Below are 22,126 nucleotides of genomic sequence, written 5' to 3'. Positions count from 1 at the left end.
CCCGCGGGTCGACCGTCGGGCGTCGCAGGGACGTCAGGGGCGCGACACGAAGATGTGGCTGGCAGCCTCGGCGTCGATCTCCGCGGTCTCCCCGCCCCGTGCGACCACGACCCCACCGTCGGGCGCGGCCGAGACGAGCACGTCGTTGCCGGGCAGGACCCCGACGCGGCGCAGGACCGACATCGCGGTCGTGTCCTTCTGGAGCTCCTCGCCGATGCGGCGCACGAGCAGGCGCGACGCGTCGCCGTTGGTCGACAGCGCGGCCGTCAGGTGCATGACGCCGGCGCCGAGGAACGCCTCGTCGGGAGCCTCGGCCTCGCCGAGCTCGCCGAGACCGGGGATCGGGGTGCCGTACGGGGACTCGGTCGGGTGCTCCAGCAGGTCGACGAGCTTGCGCTCGACCTGCTCGGAGATGACGTGCTCCCAACGGCACGCCTCCTCGTGGACGTACTCGATCTCGAGCCCGATCACGTCGGTGAGGAGCCGCTCGGCGAGGCGGTGCTTGCGCATGACCCGCGTCGCGAGGGCGCGTCCCTGGTCCGACAGCTCGAGGTGGCGGTCCCCCTCGACAGTGAGCAGCCCGTCGCGCTCCATCCGGGCGACGGTCTGGCTGACCGTCGGGCCGCTCTGGTGCAGCCGCTCGGCGATGCGTGCGCGGAGGGGGACGATCCCCTCCTCCTCGAGCTCGTAGATGGTCCGGAGGTACATCTCGGTGGTGTCGATCAGGTCGCTCACGTGCTCCATTGTTCCAGATCGGACGGACAGCTCGTGCACCGTCGATGATGGGCGGATGCCGACCTCGCTGATGTGGTTCCGCCGGGACCTGCGCCTCGGCGACAACCCCGCGCTCCGCGACGCCGTGGACGCCGGCGGGGACGGCGTCGTACCCCTCTTCGTCCTGGACCCGAGGCTGTGGGACGCGGCTCCGCCGGCCCGGCGCGCGTACCTCGCCGGGTCCTTGAGCGACCTCTCTGCGCGCCTGGGAGACGCCGGGCTCCACGTCGTCCGTGGCGACCCGGCCACGGAGGTCGTCCGGGCCGCGCGACAGGTGGGCGCGGCGAGCGTCCACGTGGCGGGCGACCACACGCCGTACGGACGCCGGCGCGACGCGGAGGTGGGCGAGGCGCTCGCCGCCCACGGCGTCCCGCTGGTGCGGACCGGGTCTCCGTACGCGGTCGCCCCGGGCCGGGTGACCAAGGGGGACGGGGGCCGCTACCGGGTGTTCACGCCGTACTACGCCGCCTGGCGGGCGCACGGCTGGCGCGATCCCGCGCCCGGGATCCGCGCCGTCCCCTGGCTGTCGCCCGGCGGCCGCACCCACCGGATCCCGGAGGTGGCGGTTCCGGACGGCCTGGCACTGCCGACCCCCGGTGAGGCGTCCGCGCGGCGACGATGGCGCGCCTTCGTCGCCGAGGACCTCGACGACTACGGGAGGCAGCGCGACCTGCCGGGCGAGGACCGGACCTCGCGGATGTCGGTGCACCTGCGCTGGGGCGAGATCCACCCGCGGACGCTCCTCGCCGACCTCGGCGCGGGCGCGGGGGCGGAGGCCTACCGGCGCGAGCTGGCGTTCCGCGAGTTCTACGCCGACGTGCTCGACCAGCGTCCGGACTCGGCGTGGGACTACTACGCGCCCGCGTTCGCGTCGATGCAGTACGACCGGCCCGGGGGCGACCTCGAGGCCTGGCAGCAGGGGCGTACGGGGATCCCGATCGTCGACGCAGGGATGCGCCAGCTCCTCGCCGAGGGCTGGATGCACAACCGCCTGCGGATGATCGTGGCGAGCTTCCTGGTGAAGGACCTCCACCTCGAGTGGCAGCACGGCGCACGCCACTTCGCCGCGCACCTGGTCGACTTCGACCTCGCGTCCAACCAGCACGGCTGGCAGTGGGTGGCCGGGTGCGGGACGGACGCGGCGCCGTACTTCCGGATCTTCAACCCTGTCGCGCAGGGCCGCAGGTTCGACCCGGACGGCACCTACGTACGCCGCTGGGTGCCCGAGCTCGCCGACGTCGCGGCACCGGCGGTGCACGAGCCGTGGCTCCTGCCGGACCCGCCGGCGGGCTACCCGCCGCCGCTGGTCGACCACGACGCCGAACGCCGCGAGGCCCTGCGCCGGTACGAGGCGATCCGCTGACACCGCGGTCCCTCGCGTCCGTCCGGCATGAGAGCGTGGCCGCATGAGCACCACGACGATCGCCCGGCAGTTCAACGGACCCGACCGCTCCGGCAACGGCGGCTACGTCGCGGGCCTGGTCGCCCGTCCCGTGGCCGAGGCCGCCGGTGGCGACGCCGTGACCTCGACCCTGCGGGTCCCACCGCCGCTGGAGGTCCCGCTCGACCTCGCCCTCGACGGCACCAGGTCGGTCCTGGCCGACGGTGCGACCGTCGTGGCGGAGGCGGCCCCGGGCGTGTTCGACGTCGACCCGGCGCCGTTCGTCGGCGAGGACCTCGCCCGCAAGGGTTACGAGGCGTACGCCGGTCGCGTCGAGCACCCGTTCCCGCACTGCTTCACCTGCGGCACGGCGCGGACGCCGGGCGACGGACTGCTGGTGTTCACCGGGCCGGTCGACGATCCCGCCTTCCCGGCGACGGTCGCGGCGACCTGGACGGCCCACGGCGCCTTCGCCGACGCCGACGGGCACCTCGGGCCGGAGGTCACCTGGGCGGCGATCGACTGCCCGGGCGGATGGGCTGCCGACATCGACGCGACGCCGATGGTCCTCGGCCGCATGACCGGGCAGATCTTGTCCCCGGTGAGTGCCGGCCGGGAGTACGTCGCGGTCGGCACCAAGCGGGGCGTCGACGGCCGCAAGCACCGCACCGGGACGGCGCTCTACACCCTCGACGGCACCCTCGTCGCCCGGGCGGAGCAGACCTGGATCGCGATCGACATCACCGACTTCCGCTGACGGCGCGCGTTTCCTCCGGCACCTAGACTGGAGGGGTCGTGCTCGCAACCGACGCGGGCCGCGGAGACGACCGCCGCCCTCCGGAGGAACCCACTCGTGACCTATTCCTCGGACTCCGTCGCGCCCTGGTGGCGCGACGCCGTCTGCTACCAGATCTACGTCCGCTCGTTCGCCGACGGCAACGGTGACGGGATCGGCGACCTCGCAGGGATCACGTCCCGGCTCGACTACCTCGAGAGCCTCAACGTCGATGCCCTCTGGCTGACGCCGTTCTACCGCTCACCGCAGGCCGACCACGGCTACGACGTCTCCGACTACCGCGACGTCGACCCGCTGTTCGGCACGCTCGCGGACTTCGACGAGATGCTCGCCGGGGCGCACGAGCGCGGGCTCAAGGTGATCGTGGACCTCGTCCCCAACCACACCGCCGCCGCCCACCCCTGGTTCGAGGAGGCCGTGGCGGCGGGACCCGGGAGTCCCGAGCGCGGGCGCTACATCTTCCGCGACGGCCGCGGCCCCGACGGCTCGCTGCCGCCCAACAACTGGCAGTCGGTCTTCGGCGGTCCCGCGTGGTCGCAGGTGCCCGACGGCCAGTGGTACCTCCACCTCTTCGACGCCAGCCAGCCCGACCTCAACTGGGACGACGCCGAGGTCGGCGACGAGTTCGAGTCGATCCTGCGGTTCTGGCTGGACCGGGGCGTCGACGGCTTCCGCGTCGACGTCGCGCACGGCCTGTTCAAGGCGTCCGGCCTACCCGACGTCGAAGGGATCGGCCCCGGCGGCGAGACCCTGGACGCCACGATGTCCCAGTGGGACCGCCCCTACTGGGACCAGCCCGGGGTGCACGACGTCTACCGTCGCTGGCGCAAGGTCCTCGACTCCTACCCCGGCGACCGGATGATGATCGGTGAGGCGTGGGTCGGCTCGGCCGAGTCGATGGCCCGCTACGTCCGCCCGGACGAGATGCACCAGGTCTTCAACTTCCACTGGCTCTCGACGCCGTTCTCGGCGCCCGCGCTGCGACGCGTCATCGACGAGTCGTACGCCGCCGTCGCCCCCGTGGGCGCCACCCCGACGTGGGTGCTCTCCAACCACGACGTCGTCCGCACGGTGACACACTACGGCGGAGGCGACCTCGGTCTCTCGCGCGCGAAGGCGTCGATGCTGACGATGCTCGCCCTCCCCGGGTCGGCCTACGTCTACCAGGGTGAGGAGCTCGGCCTGCCCCAGGTCGACGTCGCCCCGGAGGACCGGCAGGACCCGACGTGGCTGCGCGGCGGCGGCGTCGGCCGCGACGGCTGCCGGGTCCCGCTCCCGTGGTCGGGCTCGGAGCCGCCGTTCGGGTTCTCCCCCGGCGCTCCCGGCGAGGTACGCACGTGGCTCCCGCAGCCGGCATGGTTCCGCGACTACACGGTCGACCACGAGACGGGCGACCCGTACTCCACGCTCGCCTTCCTCCGCTACGCGGTGGCGCGCCGGAGGAGTCTCGTCGGGGAGCTGTCGCAGACGATCACGATGCTCGAGCGCGGCGACGACGTGGTGGCGTTCCGCCGCGACGGCGTCGACGGCGCCCCGGGTCTGGTGTGCGTCGTCAACTGCGGCACGACCGACCATGCCGTGGACGACCTCGGGGAGCCGGTCGTGCTCTCCGCCGCGCTCTCCGAGCACGGCGGTCAGCTCCTGCCGAACTCCGCGGCGTGGTTCCTCGCCTGACGCGCGTGTCGGACCACCTCGTCGAATCGCTCGAGGTTCCCCACGAAGTAGTCGCCCAGCCCCGCTGACGCTGCCCCCTGGACCGCCGTACGGCGGCGGAACCGGGCGGCGTCGAGGACCAGCACGGCGTCGGTGTCGCCCGAGCGGAGCACGCTGTGCTCGACCCGGAGCGGGCCGGCGAGGAGGCGCCGTCGGCCCTCTCGGGTGAGGTCGCGGTGCGAGAGCCCGGGACCGAGTCGGCCGAGCCCGGTCACGACGAGGTCCGCCCGCACCTCGGCGGCGGCGCGCTCGAGCTCCAGGGACCCGATCCGCTCGGGAAGCCGCACGTAGTCGGTGGGCAGCTCGTACTTGTCCCGCAGGACCGCCGCCAGGTCGGCGTCCGCACCCCGGACGCCCGGTCGTACCCGCTCGTCGGCTCGTCCCCCGACCACGAGCTTCGTGAGGGTGGCCCCGTTGAGCAGCGCGGCGAGCGTCGCGACGAGCAGCAGTGCTCCCGAGGACTGGCCGTGGCTCGCCACGACGAGCACCTTGCCCACCGAGTGACGCGGCGCCCCCCGAAGGGCCTGGACGGCGACCGCGGGCCACGCGTCGGTCGCGAGACGGGCGACGGCGTCGACGCTGGAGAGCAGGATCCGCTCCGCGGAGAACAACGACGACGGGATCGTGACGTACGGGGCCCGCACGTCGCGCGCCTTGCGGAGGATCCGGTCGACCGTGAGCGCCGACACCGGCTCCTCGACGGCCTCGGCGACGTCCTCGTCAGGTGGTGGTGTCGCCGCACGGAAGATGACCACGGTCTCCTCGGTGAACGTCCGGACCCGGTCGTACGCGAGGTGCGCGGCCTCGGAGCCGTCGTGGGCGATCACGTGCACCAGCGGCAGTCGAGGTTGCTCCCCTCCGGGCACCCGTGCCACCCCCTGGACTCACGCTCTCCTCATCGTAAGTCGCGTCACAGGGATCGGCCTGGGTTGCGTAACGATATATCGCGATCTATCATCGAGGTATCGCGAGATTCGATCGCGAGGTGACGGACACTCGCCACCACCCGACATACCGACGAAAGGACGCCCTTCATGCGTACCCCAGACTTCGATCCCCGAGAGACGTTCGACCCGACCTCCGGTCGACGACGGCCCCGCCCGGGCCGCCGCGACCCCCGAGGGCGCGGGCACGGCCGCGGACCCGGCATGGGTCCCGACTTCGGCCCCGGCTTCGGGCCCGGCTTCGGCGAGCGTCGCCGCGGCGGGGGCCGTGCCCGACGAGGTGCGGTGCGCCTCGCCGCGCTGTCGGTCATCGCCGAGAACCCGACCAACGGCTACGGCCTCATCAACGCCTTCGGTGAGCGCACCGACGGCAGGTGGCGCCCCAGCCCCGGATCCATCTACCCCGTGCTGCGGCGCCTGACCGAGGACGGTCTCGTCGAGCCCGTCGACGAGGAGGCCACGCAGTTCCGGATCACCGAGAGCGGCACCGCCTACCTCGCCGACCGCGCCGACGAGGTCGCGCAGGCGTGGGAGAGCACCCGTCCCGGCTCGCCGAGCCACGAGGAGCTGCACTCCAGCGCCCGCAAGCTCGTCCGGGCCGCACGGCAGCTCGCCGAGGACGGCTCGGACGACCAGCGCGAGCGGGCCACCGAGATCCTCGACGAGGCGCGCCGCAGGCTCTACGGCCTGCTGGCCGAGTGACTACGGACGCGGGTGACGTGCGTCGTAGGAGAGGAAGCCGCGCTGGAGAGCGACGGCGACCGACGCCCCCACGATGCACGCCACCCCGCCGTAGAGCATCGCCATCCCGGTCGTGGTGAGCTCGGCGACCGACCCGGCGAGGAAGTCGCCGAGGCGCGGACCGCCGGCCACCACGACCGTGAACACCCCCTGCAGCCGGCCGCGCAGCGCGTCCGGCGCCGCCTGCTGGAGCATCGTGCTCCGGTACGCCGAGCTCACCATGTCGGCCGAGCCGGAGAACGCCAGCATCGTGACCACGAGCCACATCACCCCGGGCGCACCGATCGCGCTCACCCCGGCCAGCGCGATCGACGCCCCGTACGCGAGGACGGCCACCAGGATCGCGACCCCGTGCCGGTGCACGCGGCTGATCCAGCCCGACAGCGCGAACGCGACCAGCGACCCGATCGCCGGCGCCGCCTGCAGCAGCCCGAGCGCTGACGGCCCGCCCGCGTAGACGGTCAGCGCCAGCGCCGGGAACAACGCCCGCGGCTGCGCGAGAACCATCGCGCACAGGTCGAGCACGAACGTCATCCGCAGGTTCGGCGCCCTGCGCAGCCACGTGATGCCTTCGACGACCGACCGGAACCCGGGCACGCCCGGCGGCGCGTCGAGCGGCGGGATCGACGGCAGCCGCACCAGCGCGTACACGGCCGCCGTGAACGTCACCAGGTCGATCGCGTACGTCGCGGCGACGCCCACCCAGGCGATCACGACACCGCCCAACAGCGGCCCGACGGTGAAGCCGAGGTTGAAGGCCGCCATCCCGAGCGCGTTCGCCGCGGGGAGCAGGTGTGCCGGGACCAGCCGCGGGATGATCGCGGAACGGGCCGGGTTGTTGACCGCGAAGAGGCCGGACTGGACGGCCACCACCCCGTACAGCAGTGCCACCGACTCGAGGTCCAGGAGCGCCTGGCCGAGGAGCACGGCGGTGCAGAGCCACAGACCCAGTGCCGTCACCAGCGCGACCTTGCGGCGGTCGAAGTGGTCGACGAGCGCTCCGCCGTACAGGCCGAGGACGACCAGCGGCACCAGCGCGACGATCCCCACGACGCCGACGGCGAAGGGCGAGCCGGTGATGACGAAGATCTGGTAGGCCACCGTGACGGTCGCCATCTGCTGCCCGAGCTGCGACACGGTCTGCCCGATCCACAGCCGGCGGTAGTCGGCCGACTCCTGCAGAGGGCGGATGTCGGTGAGGATCCGCCCGAGCCCTCGCCGTGCCGCCACGAACCGATTGTCCTCCGCAACCAGCCGCCGCTCCGGAAGGGGTCCAGATAATGGGTTGGCCCGCTTGACGAGCCGGCGTACCGTCGGGGGTACACGGGAAGGAGGTGGTCCGAAGAATGAGTGACTTCAGGACATGTGAGGTGGCTGCCAGCTAGCCACGGTGCCGGGGATCAACCGCACCGTGCGGCTAATCCCAGGCAGCCACCCGACCCGCGGGGGCCGAGACGATGTCCGCTCGGCACGCAACCCCGCGGGTCGTTCCTTTTCTCCGGCGCGGTCCCGCTGGTCAGCACCGCCGTACGCTGACCCCGTGATCGAGATCAAGACGCCTGCTCAGGTCGCCCGCATGCGCGAGGCGGGGCGCGTGGTCGCCCTGGCCCTGGCGGCGATGCGCGAGGCCGCCGCGGTGGGCGTCACCCCGCAGGATCTCGACACGGTCGCGGCGCGCGTGCTGACCGACGCGGGGGCGACGTCGCCGTTCCTCGACTACCACCCGCGCTGGGCCCCGGTCCCCTTCCCCGCAGTGTTGTGCGCGAGCGTGAACGACGCCGTCGTCCACGGCATCCCGGACGAGGTCCCGCTCGTCGACGGCGACGTCGTCAGCCTGGACTTCGGCGCGACGCTCGACGGCTGGACCGGCGACGCCGCGACCACGTTCGTCGTCGGCGACGGCGACCAGGGCGACCTCGATCTCGTCGCCACCACGGAGCGAGCCCTGAACGCCGGCATCGCGCAGGCGGTCCCGGGCAACAAGCTGGGCGACGTGGCCCACGCGATCGGCGCGGTCGCCCGCGAGGCCGGCTACGGCCTGCTCGCCGACCACGGCGGGCACGGCATCGGTCGCACCATGCACGAGCCTCCGCACGTCCCGAACGACGGTCGGCCGGGGCGCGGACTCACCCTGCGCGCGGGGCTCGTGATCGCGATCGAGCCGATGCTGATCGCCGGCGGCACCGACGAGTACGCCACCGACGCCGACGGATGGACGCTGCGGACCGCGGACGGCACCCGCGCCGCGCACGCCGAGCACACGGTCGCCATCACCGAGGACGGCCCGCAGATCCTGACCCTGGTCTGACCTACGGCGCCAGGCGCTCCCGCAGCCAGTGCCCGTCCACGGCGCGGAACCGGATGCGGTCGTGCATCCGCCCGACGCGCCCCTGCCAGAACTCCACGGACTCCAGCGACACGCGGTAGCCGCCCCACCACGGCGGACGCACGACCTCGTCCGGGAACGACGCCTCTGCCGCGTCGTACGCCCGCTCGAGCGCGACCCGGTCGGCGACCACGCGCGACTGGTCCGACGCGACGGCCCCGAGCTGGGACCCGCGCGGCCGCGACGCGAAGTAGGCGTCGCTCAGCTCGTCGTCGACCCGCGTCACCGTCCCCTCGATCCGCACCTGCCGCTGCAGGGGGTGCCACAGCAGGACCAGGGACGCGTGCGGGTTGACCTCGAGCTCCTCGCCCTTGCGCGACTCGCGGTTGGTGTAGAACACCGCACCGTCGCCGTCGAAGCCCTTCAGCAGAACGATCCGCACCGACGGTCTCGCCCCCGGTGTCGCCGTGGCCAGCGCCATCGCGTTGGGGTCGTGGATCCCGGACGCCACGGCCTCGTCGAACCACCTGCCGAAGAGGGCCACCGGGTCGTGCCCGGCCTCCGCCTCGCTCAGTCCGGCTGCCTCGTACTCCTCGCGCAGCGCGGCGATCGCGTGAGACTCCATGGACAGCACCCTACGAGACGCCGACGGGCAGATGAGGGGCACAATGACGGGCATGACTGACGTACCCGAGAAGGTGAAGGTCCACGAGGGCCTCGAAGGCGTCGTGGCCTTCGCCACCGAGATCGCCGAGCCGGACAAGGAAGGCTCCGCGCTGCGCTACCGCGGCGTCGACATCGAGGACCTGGTCGGCCGCGTGCCGTTCGAGAAGATCTGGGGCCTCCTGGTCGACGGCACGTACGAGCCGGGCCTGCCGCCCGCCGAGCCGTTCCCGATCCCGGTCCACTCCGGCGACATCCGTGTCGACGTCCAGAGCGCGATCGCGCTGACGGCGCCGGCGTGGGGGCTGCGCCAGCTGTACGACATCGAGCCCGAGCAGGCGCGCGACGACCTGGCCCGTACGGCGGTGATGGTGCTGTCGTACGTCGCCCAGGCCGCCCGCGGCATCGGCCAGCCGATGGTCCCGCAGTCCGAGATCGACAAGGCCAGCACGATCACCGAGCGGTTCCTCACCCGGTGGCGCGGCGAGGCTGACCCGGCGCACGTCAAGGCCATCGACGCGTACTGGGCCTCCGCGGCCGAGCACGGCATGAACGCCTCGACCTTCACCGCGCGCGTCATCGCCTCGACCGGGGCCGACGTGGCGGCGGCGCTCTCCGGAGCGGTCGGAGCGATGTCCGGGCCGCTGCACGGCGGTGCGCCGTCGCGCGTGCTGGGCATGATCGCTGACGTCGAGAAGACCGACGACGCACGCACCTACGTCAAGGGGCTGCTGGACTCCGGCGAGCGCCTGATGGGCTTCGGGCACCGCGTCTACCGCGCCGAGGACCCCCGCGCCCGCGTGCTGCGCCGTACCGCCCGCGAGCTGAACGCTCCCCGCTACGCGGTCGCCGAGGCGCTCGAGGAGGCGGCGCTCGCCGAGCTCCGTGAGCGTCGCCCCGACCGCGTGCTCGAGACCAACGTGGAGTTCTGGGCGGCGATCGTCCTCGACTTCGCCGAGATCCCGCCCCACATGTTCACCTCGATGTTCACCTGCGCCCGCACGGCCGGGTGGAGCGCGCACATCCTCGAGCAGAAGCGCACCGGCCGCCTGATCCGCCCGTCGGCGATCTACACCGGTCCCGCCTCGCGCAAGCCCGAGGACGTCGACGGCTGGAACCCCGCCTGGGCCTAGCCCGCCCCGCCCCAACCCGCCCCGCCCCACGATTCGACGCCTTGTCCACCTTCTCGGCACCCCGGGAGGTGGACAAGGCGTCACATCGTGGGGGTGCGGTCGAACCAGGTGGCCCACATGGCGTTGAACGCCGGCGCGGGCCCGTCGTACCCGCGCTCGCGCAGCGCCCGGTGGACCCGCCACGCCACCTGCCGGAGTCGCGGCAGGTCGTCGTCGAGCACGACGATCACGATCCACCCGTCGCGCTCGAGGTTCTCCCGACGCGTGCGGTCGTACGCCCGCTGCTTCCGCGAGCGCTCGTGCCACGCGCCGTCGTACTCCACGACGACGCGGTACGACCGGTAGACCAGGTCGCACCGTCCGAGGAACCGTCCCGCCCCGTCGACCAGCGTGAGGTTGACCTCTGGCTCGGGGAGACGCGCGAACACCAGCGCGAGGCGCACCAGGGTCTCCATCGGGCTCTCGGCGCCCTCGCGCACGAGCGCGAAGGCGCGGCGCGCCCGCAGGACACCGTCGATGTGGGTCCGCTCGAGATAGGCCTTCATGTCGTCGTACGACGTGTGCGCCGCGTGCAGGAGATGCTCCGCGGCCTGGACGAGCTCGACGACGCCGAGGATCGTCGCGCAGTCGACGTAGGTCCGGTCCGGGCCGAGGCACCGGACGCCATGACGGAACAGCACGTTGAGCAGTCCGCGGCGCCGGTGGAGCGTGATGCCGCGACGGCGTCGGTGGCGCGTCGTGTTCGTCGAGAAGTGGAGCGGGAACAGCCCGCGCAGCTCGAGGCCGTACAGCCTCAGTGCGGTGAGATGGCTCGCCGCGGCATCTGCGGGAAGCAGCAGGAGAGCCGCCTGGATCCAGCAGAGCAGATCAGGCTCCACGTCAGCAGCGACGTAGACGCCGCGGAAGAGGCGACGGAACCCCGGTCCCCCGAGCCGGCGGTCGGTGATGCCCGCTGAACGGGCCTGGGCGGCGGTGAACGGCGGCACCCCCGAAGGATGGCCAGGTCGACGCCCGCCCCGTCACGGTCGTCCACAGGGGTCCCCGCCGCCCCACGATTCGACGCCTTGTCCACCGTTCCGGCGCCGATCCACGTGGGCGAGGCGTCAAATCGGGGGGCGGGGAGGGTCGTCGTAGGCGGCGAGGATGGCGTCGGCGGCGTTCGTGGCCGGCATGTCGCCCGCCAGGACACCGGCACGCACCTCGTCGAGCACGGCGCGCACCGCGTCCGAGCGTCGCAGCCGCTGGTCGAGCTCGTCGCGCACCAGCGCCCACATGAACTCCAGCTGCTGCGCCGCTCGCTTGTCCCGCAGCCCCGTGGCTCCGAGGAACTCGCGGTGCCGCAGCACGCGCAGCCACACCGTGTCCACGTCGGTGCCCTCGAGCCCGGAGCACGTGAGCACCGGGGGCACCCACCCGGTCGTCCCCGCGTGCACGAGCCGGATCGCGCCCGCGAGGTCCTTGGCGGCGACCCGGGCCTCGGGCTCGCGGTCGCCGTCGGCCTTGTTGACCGCGATCACGTCGGCGATCTCGAGGATGCCCTTCTTGATGCCCTGCAGCTGGTCGCCGGTCCGCGCGAGCGTGAGGAAGAGGAAGGTGTCCACCATCCCCGCCACCGTGACCTCGGACTGGCCCACGCCGACCGTCTCGACCAGCACCACGTCGAACCCGGCGGCCTCGAGGACGAGGATCGCCTGGGTGGTCGCGCGTGCGACACCGCCGAGGGTGCCCGCCGACGGCGAGGGCCGGATGTACGCCCGGGGGTCGGCCGCGAGCTCAGGCATCCGCGTCTTGTCCCCGAGCACCGAGCCGCCGGTCCGTACCGACGACGGGTCGACGGCGAGCACGCCGACCTTGTGGTCGGTCCCGGTCAGGTGCGTCCCGAGCGCCTCGATGAACGTCGACTTCCCGACGCCAGGAACGCCCGAGATACCGACGCGCACCGCGCCACCGGCGCCCGGCGTCAGGACCGCGAGCAGCTCGCGAGCCGCGTGCCGGTGGTCCGGGCGACGCGACTCGACCAGCGTGATCGCGCGCGCGACCGCGGCGCGCTCCCCGGCCCGTACGCGCTCGGCGAGCTCCGCGACGTCGACCATCAGTGCTGCAGGGTCGTCCGGAGCTTGTCGAGCAGCTCCAGCGCCGACTCGGCGATGACGGTGCCCGGCAGGAACACCGAGGCCGCCCCCATCCCCTTCAGCGTCTCCACGTCGTCCGGAGGGATCACGCCGCCGACGACGATCAGCACGTCGGGGCGTCCCAGCTCGGCCAGCGCGTCACGCAGCGCAGGCACGAGCGTGAGGTGTCCGGCAGCCAGCGACGACACGCCCACGACGTGGACGTCGGCGTCGACCGCCTGCTGGGCCACCTCCTCCGGGGTGGAGAACAGCGGGCCCACGTCGACGTCGAACCCCATGTCGGCGAAGGCGGAGACGATGACCTTCTGGCCACGGTCGTGCCCGTCCTGGCCCATCTTGGCCACCAGGATGCGCGGGCGGCGCCCCTCCGCCTCCTCGAAGGCGTCGGTCGCCGCGATCACGCGCTCGACGTTGTCGGCCTTGCCCGCCTCGGATCGGTACACACCAGAGATCGTACGGATGACGGCCTTGTGGCGTCCGTACACCTTCTCGAGCGCGTCGGAGATCTCGCCGACCGTGGCCTTCGCGCGTGCTGCGTCGACCGCGAGCGCGAGCAGGTTGCCGTCGAGCGACCCGTCCTTGCTCGCCCCGCGCCCGGCGGACGCGGTGAGCGCGTCCAGGGTCCGGCGCACCTCGTCGGCGTCGCGCTCGGCGCGCAGCCGCTCGAGCTTGGCGACCTGCGCGGCGTACACCGCGCGGTTGTCGACCTTGAGGACCTCGAACGGCTCCTCGGAGTCGACCCGGTAGGTGTTGACGCCGATCACGGCCTGCTGGCCGGAGTCGATCCGCGCCTGCGTCCGGGCAGCGGCCTCCTCGACGCGCATCTTGGGGATGCCCGCCTCGATGGCCTTGGCCATGCCGCCGGCCTTCTCGACCTCCTCGATGTGCGCCCACGCGCGACGCGCGAGGTCGTGGGTGAGCCGCTCGACGTAGTACGAGCCACCCCACGGGTCGATCGTCGCTGTCGTCCCCGACTCCTGCTGGAGCAGGAGCTGTGTGTTGCGGGCGATGCGGGCGGAGAAGTCGGTCGGGAGCGCGATCGCCTCGTCGAGGGCGTTGGTGTGCAGCGACTGGGTGTGCCCCTGCGTCGCGGCCATCGCCTCGATCGCGGTGCGCTGCACGTTGTTGAAGACGTCCTGCGCCGTGAGGGACCAGCCCGAGGTCTGCGAGTGGGTCCGCAGCGAGGCCGACTTCGGGTTCGCAGGCTCGAACTCCGACACGAGCCGCGACCAGAGCGCACGCGCGGCGCGCATCTTGGCGACCTCCATGAAGAAGTTCATCCCGATCGCCCAGAAGAACGACAGCCGCGGCGCGAACGCGTCGATGTCGAGTCCCACGTCGAGGCCGGCGCGGATGTACTCCACGCCGTCGGCCAGCGTGTACGCGAGCTCGAGGTCGTTGGTCGCCCCGGCCTCCTGGATGTGGTAGCCGGAGATCGAGATCGAGTTGAACTTCGGCATCTTCTGCGCGGTGTAGGCGAAGATGTCGGAGATGATCCGCATCGACGGCGCCGGCGGGTAGATGTAGGTGTTGCGGACCATGAACTCCTTGAGGATGTCGTTCTGGATCGTCCCCGCGAGCTGCTCCGGCTTCACCCCCTGCTCCTCGGCCGCGACGATGTAGAGCGCGAGCACCGGGAGCACCGCGCCGTTCATCGTCATCGAGACGCTCATCTTGTCCAGCGGGATGCCCTCGAACAGCGTGCGCGTGTCGTAGATCGAGTCGATCGCGACCCCGGCCATGCCGACGTCGCCGACGACGCGCGGGTTGTCGGAGTCGTAGCCGCGGTGGGTCGCGAGGTCGAAGGCGACCGACAGCCCCTTCTGACCCGCTGCGAGGTTGCGCCGGTAGAAGGCGTTCGACTCCTCGGCGGTCGAGAAGCCCGCGTACTGGCGGACCGTCCACGGCTGCGTCGTGTACATCGTCGGGTACGGCCCGCGCAGGAACGGCGCCAGACCCGGGTAGGTGTCGAGCGCGTCGAGGCCCTCGAGGTCCGCGGCGGTGTAGAGCGGCGCGACGTCGATGCCCTCGGGCGCGGCCCACGGCTCGGCACCGTCGACGCTGCGGTCGTACGCGGCGCGGTCCGCGGCGTACGGCTGCTCGGGATCGAGGGGCAGCCCGGAGAAGGAATCGGGGATGCTCATGCGTCTGCTCCGTTCTCGCCGGCGGTCGCTCCGGCCGCGCGCGCGGCGCCGAGGTGGCCGCGCGTCTCGTGCAGGAAGGCCAGCGCGTCGACGCCCATGGCCGCGGTGGCGTCCGCCTCGACGCCCTCGACGGGCTTCCCGGCCAGGATCACCCACTGGGCCCCGGCCTCGCGGAGGGCGGCGACGAGGTCGGCGCCCCACTCCCTGTACGCGCTGTCCGGGCCGGCGAGGCACACCACGGGCGCGCCGTCGTACGAGGCCAGGACTCCGTCGACGCCGGTCGTGGGGCCGGCCGCCACCGTCTCGATGCCGCCTGCGGCAAGCAGGTTCGCGATGAAGGTGACCCGTGCGGTGTGGGCCGAGATGGGGCCCATCGTCGCCAGGAAGACCGGGGTCGCGACCGGGTTGTCGCGCAGCGCCTCGAACGCCGCGCCGTAGCGCTGCACCGGCTCGGCGCCCTCGGGGTACGGGGTGCGCTCGGGCAGCACCTCGCGCAGGTTCGGGAACTCCGAGAGCCCGGTGAGCGGGCGCTTGCGCTGGGCGACCTGGTGCTCGCGCTCGCGGGCGACCGCCCGGTGCCGGGCGACCAGGGAGCCGTCCTCGATCGCGTCGACGACGCCGCCTGCGTCCTCGATCCGGCCCAGCTCCTCCCACGCCGCGCGGGCGAGGTCGTCGGTGAGGCGCTCGACCGCGTACGCGCCGCCCGCCGGGTCGGTCACGGCGCCGACGTGCGACTCCGCGACGAGCAGGGAGGAGGTGTTGCGGGCGATCCGGCGGCTGAAGGCGTCCGGCAGGCCGAGGGGGGCGTCGAAGGGCAGCACCGTCACCGAGGAGGCGCCGCCGACGCCGGCCGCGAACGCCGCGACGGTGGTCCGCAGCATGTTGACCCACGGGTCGTACTTGCTGAGCATCACGCGCGACGTCACCGCGTGCTGGACCTGTCCGCGCGCGACGTCGGCGGCACCGGAGAGCTCGGCGAGCCGGTTCCAGGCGCGGCGGGCGGCACGGAGCTTCGCGATGGTCGTGAACTGCTCGTCGGTCGCGGCGAACCGGAACTCGACGAGCGCGAGCGCGTCGTCGACCGGGAACCCTGCCGCATCGAGGAGGCGCAGGTACGCCGCCCCGACCGCGAGCGCGTAGCCCACCTCCTGCGCGTCGGAGGCCCCTCCGTCGTGGGCCGCGGTCGCGTCGACGACGAACGCGGCGATCCCGCGCTCGGACGCCTTGCGGGCAGCCTCGACCACGACCGTCTCGAGGACCATCGCGCTGGTGTAGCCGCGCAGGGCGGCACCGATCGGGTCGAGACCCAGGTTCGTGCCGGGGGCGGGGGTGACGGCCCGCTCGTCGAGGTAGCGGCAGAACGCGTCGGCCGCACCCATCGCGTCGGAACGGGCCTCCAGGACGACCGGGGCGAGATCCACGAACACCCGGTCGAGCACGGTGGCGAGCGCCGCCGGGTCGATCGCCTCGGGACCCAGCCGCAGCCACACGGAGGTGGCGCCGTTCTCCAGGTCGGTCAGGATCGCCTCGGCCGTCTTGGCGGCGTCGGGGTCCTCGTGCAGGACGCGCACGTCCCACGAGCCGTCGTCGCGGCGGGCCCGCGTCCCGCGGACGTACGGCGCCTGGCCGGGGAGGCCGGGGTCGGGGAGGTCCGCGACGAGCTCGGGGGTGCCGAGCGGCGTGACCGCGATGTCGTCGAGGGTGCGGGTCGCCAACGCCTCCCACACCGCGGCGTCGGGCTGGTCGTCCGACAGCCGTCCGGACTTGCGGAGGACGGCCGCCGCGGACTTCTCCCACGCTTCGCGGGAGGAGGACGCGTCGCCGTTCAACGACAACTGGCTCATGCTGCGCATCGTACGGATGACGCTCGTGTTACAGCCACCCGCCGGGGCGCGGTGTGACGTACCGCACCCCCGCGGGCGGACGGGTCAGATCGTGCGCTTGACCTTCCAGATCCCGACCCACAGGCCGACGGCGCAGGTCGCGAGCGCGGCGAGCAGGCCCCAGGCGACGGTGGAGTCCCACATCGTCCCGGCGAACAGCGTCCGCTCGGCGTCGACGATGTAGGTCAGCGGGTTGAACTTCGACACCGCCTGCATCCACTCCGGCCCCGCCTCGAGCGGCAGCATCATGCCCGCGAGGAGCAGGAGCGGGAAGATCAGCGACTGCTGGACCCCCCAGAACACCCACTCGCGGTTCTTCGACGCCAGGCCCAGCGCGTACGACAGGGAGCCGAGCCCGATGCCGAAGATGCCGAGGATGAGCAGCCCGAGGAGCACGTGCGCCGGGTAGAACGCGAGCCCGAACGGGATCGCGACGACCGTGATCAGCAGCGCCTGCACCACCAGCGGCGCGAACTCCTTCAGAGCGCGGCCGACCAGGATCGACGAGCGGTCCAGCGGGGTGGCGAGGATCCGCTCGTACGCGCCGGTCATCAGCTCGTACAGCAGGTTGCCGCCGACCATGCCGGTCCCGAAGATCGCGATCATCACGAGCACGCCGGGAAGGAACCACTGGAGGGCGGACTCGCCGTCGATGGACCCCTCCCCCAGCATTCCGTCGAGCAGCGGTCCGAACAGGCCCAGGAAGACCAGCGGCTGCAGCAGGGAGAAGATCAGCGTGAACGGGTCCCGCAGCACCACGAGGATCTCGCGCACGAAGACGGCCGAGGTGTCGTGGACCCACTTGGCGACGCGGCTGCGCTGCGGGAGCGGGCTCGCGACGGGCGTCAGGGTCTCGGCGGTGGTGGTCATGCTGCCTCCTCGCGCAGGCTCCGGCCGGTCAGGTTCAGGAAGACGTCGTCCAGGGACGCCTGCTTGACGTCCGCCGAGCCCACGGTCACGCCGACCGCGTCGAGCGAGCGCAGGACGCCGGGGACGAGGTCCGGGCCGTGGTTCGTCGCGAGGACCAGCCGCACCGACCCGTCCGGGTCGACGTGGTCCTCGACGCGGCTGACGTCGTCGGGGAGCACCGAGCGGGCCTTCTCCACGACGACGGCGGCGGTGTCGTCGCCGAGGTCGAGCCCGAGCGTCACGACGTCGTCGGCGAAGTCCCGCTTGAGCGCGGTCGGCGTCGCGTCGGCGATGACCGTGCCGTGGTCGATGAGGACGATGCGCTCAGCCATCGAGTCGGCCTCGTCCAGGTAGTGCGTGGTGAGCAGCATGGTCATGTTGTTCTCGACCCGCAGCCGCATGATGTGTTCCCACAGGTTGGCCCGCGCGTGCGGGTCGAGGCCGGTGGTGGGCTCGTCGAGGAACAGCAGCGTCGGGTGGTTCATCAGTCCCATGGCGACGTCGAGCCTGCGTCGCTGGCCGCCGGAGAGCGAGAGGACGGTGCGCTTCTCCATGCCGGAGAGCTCGAGCGCCACGAGCAGGTCGCCCGCCCGCTGCTTGGCCACGTCGGCGGGCACCGAGTAGAAGCGGCCCTGGTTCTGCAGCTCGTCGCCGACCCGGTAGGAGTAGCCACCGGCGTTGCCCTGCCCGATGTAGCCGATCCGGGCGCGCACCTCGGCCGGGTCGCGGACCACGTCGTACCCGGCGACGGTCGCGGTGCCGGCCGTCGGCTTGAGGAGGGAGGTGAGCATCCGGAGGGTGGTGGACTTGCCCGCACCGTTGGGGCCGAGGAACGCGACCAGCTCCCCGTCGGCGACGTCGAGGTCGACCGCCTTGACGGCCTCGACGACCTCCTTCTTCCGCGTGAACGTCTTCGTGAGACCTCGCGCGGCGACCATACTTGTCGTACGGCGTACTGAATCTGTCATGAGCACAACGGTACGCTGTACGATAAAAAGAGGCAAGTCCCTTTCGAGGAGGACGGATGGACGACGCGGATGCACCCGTCGAGGCAGCAGCGGCCCGACCACCGTCGCGTGACCGGTTCGCTCCCCTGTGGGAGCCGCCGGCGGTCTCGCGGCGCGGTCGCCCGCCCCGGGTCAGCCGTGACCAGGTCGTCGACGCCGCCGTCGCGATCGCCGACAGCGACGGGCTCGACGCCGTCTCGATGAGGACGGTCGCCCGGTCGCTCGACGTCGGGGCCATGACGCTCTACTCCCACGTCCCCGGCCGCGACGAGCTCGTCGACGCCATGGTCGACCGGGCGTACGCCGACCTCGCGCTCCCCGACCACGACCTCCCGTGGCGTCCCGCGCTCGAGCAGTACGCCCGCGGCTACTGGACGCTGCTGCGCGCCCACCCGTGGCTGCTCGACCTCAACACGTGGCGCCTGCCCCTGGCCCCGCACGTCTTCGACGCCGAGGAGGCCGCGTACCGCATCCTGCTCGACACCGGCCTGTCCGGCACCCGCGTCGTCGAGACCGTCCGGATCGTCAACAGCACGGTCGCCGGGTTCGCGCGCGCGGCCGCGGCGGAGGACGCCGACGCGCAGGCGCACGGCACCGACTACGCGAGCTACTGGGAGGCGTCGGCCGACTTCTGGGAGCACCTCTTCGACCCCGACCGCTACCCGTCGATGACCCGGTTGTGGAGCGTCGGCGCCTTCGACAGCTCGTCGATGCCCTTCGACCTGCACATCTCCGGCCTCCTCGACACGCTCGCGCTCCTGATCGACCGCGCGCAGGCCGAGGGGCCGGCGCACATCCCGTCGTACGAGGAGTGCATGGCCGGGTACGACGAGCGGGTCGCGGAGGAGCTGCACCCGCCTCAGGACTGACCGTCGAGCACCTCGCGCAGCGTCTTGGCGAACGCCTCGGGCTCGCCGGTCTGCCCGTACTCGCCTCCCATGAAGCCCCCGTGGTCCCCGGGGAACACGGTCGGGGGTGTGCCGAGCACCTCGCCCAGGGCGTACGTCGCCCGCGAGGCGAGCTGGCCCTCGGACCCCGCGCCGACGGCGAGGACCACGCGCGTGGGCGCCGAGCGGATCGCGTCGGTGTCCTGCTCGTAGTGGGTGCAGGAGAGCAGGTTCTGCCCCAGCAGCACGTCGTCCCGCGAGCCGTCGTCCTCGGTCGGCAGCCCGAACTGCTCCGGGCTCGGCGCCGGGGCTGCGACGAAGTCCTCCGGGACGGGGCCCTCGTGGGAGACGAGGAGGATGAACTTCACCATCGCCGGTCCGGTGCCCTCGGCGAGGTAGAGGCGGTGGATGCCCTCGGTGGCGGCGAGCGCCTGCTCGCGGTCCGCGACCAGCGGGGCGAGCGGCGGCTCGTGCGCGACCAGGGTGCGGACGTCCCCCGGGTGCTGCGCGACGAGTGCCAGCGCGTTGATCGCGCCGCCGCTGGTCGCGAACGCGTCGACGGGCCCGCCGATCTCCGCGATGATCCGGTGGAGGTCGTCAGCGTGCTCCTCGGGCGTCGACTCCGTCGCGGGGTCGCCCTTCGTGCTGCGCTCGGCGCCGCGCGGGTCGTACGTCACCACCGTGCGGTCGGGGAAGTGACGGGCCAGCGTGCCGAACCCCGAGGCGGCCATCGGCGAGCCGAACAGGAGCAGCGGCGGAGCCGTGGCGCCGGCCGACGGACGCACGTCGTACGCCAGCTCGGCGCCGGGCACGGCGAGGCGGTGGGTCTCGGGCTGTGTCGTCTCGGGCTGCGTCATGGCGTCTCCTCGTCGGTGGTTCCTCACCCCTCCGACCGGGCCGGTCCGCGGAACTCATCGCTGTGCCTGCAGGTCACTCGTCTCCCAGCAGCCAGCCGTTCTCCACCGCGACGCGGACGGCCTCCGCGCGGGTACGCGCCGCCGTCTTGCCGATCGCGCTCGACAGGTGGTTGCGCACGGTGCCCTCGGAGAGGGAGAGCGCCTTGGCGATGTCGGCGACCGTCCCGCCGTCTCGGGCGGCACGCAGGACGTCGGTCTCGCGCTCGGTCAGGGGCGAGTCCCCGTACGCCAGGGAGTCGGCGGCGAGCGCCGGGTCGACGACCCGCAGTCCCGCGTGCACCCGGCGCACGGCGTCGGCGAGCTGGCGTGCCGGCGTGTCCTTGACGACGAAGCCGGACGCTCCAGCCGCCAGCGCGCGCCGGAGGTAGCCCGGGCGCCCGAACGTCGTCACCATGAGGACGCGGCAGGCGGGGAGGGCCTCGCGGAGCGCGGCAGCCGCGGCGACGCCGTCCATGCCGGGCATCTCCACGTCCAGCAGGGCGACGTCCGCGTCGTGCCGGGTCGCCGCGGTCACCACCTCGGTCCCGTCCCCCACCTCGGCCACGACCTGGAGGTCCGGCTCCAGGTCCAGGAGGGCGGCGAGCGCTCCGCGGACCAGCGCCTGGTCGTCCGCGAGCAGGATCTTGATCGGCTCGGTCACGAGACCTCCTCTTCCGTCCGCCCGGACGGCACCACGACCGCCACCGCCGTACCCTCCCCACCGAGCCCGGGACCGACCACGAGGGTGGCGCCGGCCGCGGCGGCACGCTGGCGGAGGCCGACCATGCCACTTCCCCCGGTGAGGTCGGACACGATGCCGCGCCCGTCGTCGGCCACGGAGACGCCGTCGGCGCCGAGGCTGACGACGCACCGCGACGCGCCGCTGTGGCGGATGACGTTCGTGACGCCCTCACGGACGGTCCACGCGAACAGCTCGCGCCACCGCGTCGGGACCTCGTCGGCCACGGTCGGGAGATCGGCGTCGATTCCCGCGGACCGCAGCGCCGACCGCGCGGCGGCGATCTCCCCGGGCAGCGACACGCCCCGCACGTCGCGGACGGTCGCGCGGACGTCCCTCAGGGCGTCGCGCGTCAGGCTGCGCACGTCGGCGAGCTCGGCACGCGTGCGTTCGGGATCGACGTCGAGCATCCGCTCGGCGAGCTCGGCCTTCACCGAGATCACGGTCAGCGAGTGGCCGAGGATGTCGTGCAGGTCGCGCGCGATCCGGGCGCGCTCCTCCTCGAGCCGCGCGTCCCCGAGCTCGCGCTCCGCCGCCACGAGCGCGCGCTGCCGGGTGATCGCCGCGCGGAGGAAGAAGACCGCCATCGCGGCGAGGATCAGGGCGAAGCCGTTGCCGTCGTCGGACCACCCCGGCACCACGCGGGTGGAGACCTCGACGACGACCAGCAGGACCGCGACCCAGCCCCACGCCCACCGCGGTGGCAGCGTGCTCATCGCCGCCGCGGCGACGAAGACGAGCGAGGTCAGCGCCTTGTCGCCCGCGCCCGGGATCATCGCGACCGTGCACGCCAGCAGCGTCAGCAGCCACGGCCACGTCTCCCAGCGGGGCCCGCGCGCGTCGAGGTCCACGAAGCGGCGGTTGCGCCCGATGAGCATCAGGTACGTCGTGACGAAGACAGCGACCGCCAGCAGCCCCAGGACCCGCTGCCACCCCTCCGACCCGGTGATCGCGACGACCGGCGACCACAGGTAGACGAGCCAGACCCCGGCGGCGACGAACCGCCACCACGGCGGCCCCGGAGCGGGGCCGCCGTGGGGGGCCTGCGGTGGCGTCAC

Annotated in this window: 19 protein-coding genes and 1 pseudogene; 7 read left to right on the top strand and 13 right to left on the bottom strand. The window is 72.9% G+C overall.

Going from position 1 to position 22,126, the window contains the following annotated elements; translation table 11 throughout:
- Nucleotides 1–33: 33 nt before the first annotated feature.
- Complete coding sequence (locus ACQSSQ_RS03485) at nucleotides 34–735, bottom strand: iron-dependent transcriptional repressor DtxR (protein ID WP_431325643.1); 702 nt, start codon at nucleotides 733–735, stop codon at nucleotides 34–36.
- A gap of 55 nt (nucleotides 736–790) precedes the next feature.
- On the opposite strand from ACQSSQ_RS03485, the gene ACQSSQ_RS03480 reads away from it, so the two are divergent.
- The 3 genes from ACQSSQ_RS03480 to ACQSSQ_RS03470 all read left to right on the top strand — a co-directional run bounded on the left by ACQSSQ_RS03480 (nucleotide 791) and on the right by ACQSSQ_RS03470 (nucleotide 4,625).
- The gene (locus ACQSSQ_RS03480) at nucleotides 791–2,137 is read left to right on the top strand and encodes a cryptochrome/photolyase family protein (RefSeq protein ID WP_431325642.1); all 1,347 of its coding nucleotides are present in this window, start codon (nucleotides 791–793) and stop codon (nucleotides 2,135–2,137) included.
- A gap of 43 nt (nucleotides 2,138–2,180) precedes the next feature.
- Complete coding sequence (locus ACQSSQ_RS03475) at nucleotides 2,181–2,912, top strand: hypothetical protein (RefSeq protein ID WP_431325641.1); 732 nt, start codon at nucleotides 2,181–2,183, stop codon at nucleotides 2,910–2,912.
- A 96-nt stretch (nucleotides 2,913–3,008) separates the two neighbouring features.
- Entirely contained in the window at nucleotides 3,009–4,625 is a 1,617-nt protein-coding gene (locus ACQSSQ_RS03470; protein WP_431325640.1) for a glycoside hydrolase family 13 protein, read from the top strand.
- Here the strand turns inward: ACQSSQ_RS03470 and ACQSSQ_RS03465 are convergent.
- Entirely contained in the window at nucleotides 4,586–5,497 is a 912-nt protein-coding gene (locus tag ACQSSQ_RS03465) for a hypothetical protein (protein WP_431325639.1), read from the bottom strand. The two genes, ACQSSQ_RS03470 and ACQSSQ_RS03465, sit on opposite strands and share 40 nt — an antisense overlap.
- Nucleotides 5,498–5,698: 201 nt before the next feature.
- Between ACQSSQ_RS03465 and ACQSSQ_RS03460 the strand changes: the two genes are divergently transcribed.
- Entirely contained in the window at nucleotides 5,699–6,310 is a 612-nt protein-coding gene (locus ACQSSQ_RS03460) for a PadR family transcriptional regulator (RefSeq protein ID WP_431325638.1), read from the top strand.
- Here ACQSSQ_RS03460 and ACQSSQ_RS03455 read toward each other — a convergent pair whose 3' ends face one another.
- On the bottom strand, nucleotides 6,311–7,579 hold the full coding sequence (locus ACQSSQ_RS03455; protein WP_431325637.1) for an MFS transporter: 1,269 nt from the start codon (nucleotides 7,577–7,579) through the stop codon (nucleotides 6,311–6,313).
- A 310-nt stretch (nucleotides 7,580–7,889) separates the two neighbouring features.
- On the opposite strand from ACQSSQ_RS03455, the gene map reads away from it, so the two are divergent.
- Complete coding sequence (gene map, locus ACQSSQ_RS03450; protein WP_431325636.1) at nucleotides 7,890–8,657, top strand: type I methionyl aminopeptidase; 768 nt, start codon at nucleotides 7,890–7,892, stop codon at nucleotides 8,655–8,657.
- 1 nt (nucleotide 8,658) lies between these two features.
- On the opposite strand, the gene pdxH is transcribed toward map, so the two are convergent.
- A complete protein-coding gene (gene pdxH, locus ACQSSQ_RS03445; protein ID WP_431325635.1) occupies nucleotides 8,659–9,300 on the bottom strand; it encodes a pyridoxamine 5'-phosphate oxidase in 642 nt (213 codons plus the stop codon).
- Between the two features lie 52 nt (nucleotides 9,301–9,352).
- Between pdxH and ACQSSQ_RS03440 the strand changes: the two genes are divergently transcribed.
- The gene (locus ACQSSQ_RS03440) at nucleotides 9,353–10,471 is read left to right on the top strand and encodes a citrate synthase 2 (protein WP_431325634.1); all 1,119 of its coding nucleotides are present in this window, start codon (nucleotides 9,353–9,355) and stop codon (nucleotides 10,469–10,471) included.
- A gap of 80 nt (nucleotides 10,472–10,551) precedes the next feature.
- Here ACQSSQ_RS03440 and ACQSSQ_RS03435 read toward each other — a convergent pair whose 3' ends face one another.
- From ACQSSQ_RS03435 to ACQSSQ_RS03410, 6 genes and pseudogenes are all read right to left on the bottom strand, one after another.
- Nucleotides 10,552–11,457: a DUF559 domain-containing protein gene (locus tag ACQSSQ_RS03435; protein WP_431325633.1), complete on the bottom strand. Its 906-nt coding sequence runs from the start codon at nucleotides 11,455–11,457 to the stop codon at nucleotides 10,552–10,554.
- Nucleotides 11,458–11,574: 117 nt separating this feature from the next.
- Entirely contained in the window at nucleotides 11,575–12,564 is a 990-nt protein-coding gene (gene meaB, locus ACQSSQ_RS03430) for a methylmalonyl Co-A mutase-associated GTPase MeaB (protein ID WP_431325632.1), read from the bottom strand.
- Nucleotides 12,564–14,651, bottom strand: a pseudogene (gene scpA / locus ACQSSQ_RS03425) (methylmalonyl-CoA mutase); the annotation flags it as partial. The pseudogene scpA and the gene meaB, both read right to left, overlap by 1 nt.
- 92 nt (nucleotides 14,652–14,743) lie before the next feature.
- Entirely contained in the window at nucleotides 14,744–16,591 is a 1,848-nt protein-coding gene (locus ACQSSQ_RS03420; protein ID WP_431325631.1) for a methylmalonyl-CoA mutase family protein, read from the bottom strand.
- An 84-nt stretch (nucleotides 16,592–16,675) separates the two neighbouring features.
- Nucleotides 16,676–17,500 carry an ABC transporter permease gene (locus ACQSSQ_RS03415; protein ID WP_431325630.1) on the bottom strand — a complete coding sequence of 275 codons (825 nt, stop codon included), beginning with the start codon at nucleotides 17,498–17,500 and terminating at the stop codon, nucleotides 16,676–16,678.
- Entirely contained in the window at nucleotides 17,497–18,507 is a 1,011-nt protein-coding gene (locus ACQSSQ_RS03410) for an ABC transporter ATP-binding protein (RefSeq protein ID WP_431325629.1), read from the bottom strand. Before ACQSSQ_RS03410 ends, ACQSSQ_RS03415 begins: the two co-directional genes overlap by 4 nt.
- Before the next feature lie 56 nt (nucleotides 18,508–18,563).
- Here ACQSSQ_RS03410 and ACQSSQ_RS03405 point away from each other — a divergent pair, with 56 nt between their 5' ends.
- Nucleotides 18,564–19,415, top strand: coding sequence for a TetR/AcrR family transcriptional regulator (locus tag ACQSSQ_RS03405; RefSeq protein WP_431325628.1), 852 nt, complete (start codon nucleotides 18,564–18,566; stop codon nucleotides 19,413–19,415).
- Here the strand turns inward: ACQSSQ_RS03405 and ACQSSQ_RS03400 are convergent.
- From ACQSSQ_RS03400 to ACQSSQ_RS03390, 3 genes are all read right to left on the bottom strand, one after another.
- A complete protein-coding gene (locus ACQSSQ_RS03400) occupies nucleotides 19,406–20,290 on the bottom strand; it encodes an alpha/beta fold hydrolase (protein WP_431325627.1) in 885 nt (294 codons plus the stop codon). The two genes, ACQSSQ_RS03405 and ACQSSQ_RS03400, sit on opposite strands and share 10 nt — an antisense overlap.
- 73 nt (nucleotides 20,291–20,363) lie before the next feature.
- Nucleotides 20,364–20,990, bottom strand: coding sequence for a response regulator transcription factor (locus ACQSSQ_RS03395; protein WP_431325626.1), 627 nt, complete (start codon nucleotides 20,988–20,990; stop codon nucleotides 20,364–20,366).
- Nucleotides 20,987–22,126, bottom strand: a complete 1,140-nt coding sequence (locus tag ACQSSQ_RS03390; protein ID WP_431325625.1) for a sensor histidine kinase — start codon at nucleotides 22,124–22,126, stop codon at nucleotides 20,987–20,989. The genes ACQSSQ_RS03395 and ACQSSQ_RS03390 overlap by 4 nt, the downstream gene beginning before the upstream one ends.

It is taken from the genome of Mumia spirodelae, assembly GCF_050632745.1.
In the GTDB taxonomy this organism is placed as follows: Bacteria; Actinomycetota; Actinomycetes; order Propionibacteriales; family Nocardioidaceae; genus Mumia.
This window is presented reverse-complemented; position numbering and strand designations above follow the sequence as displayed.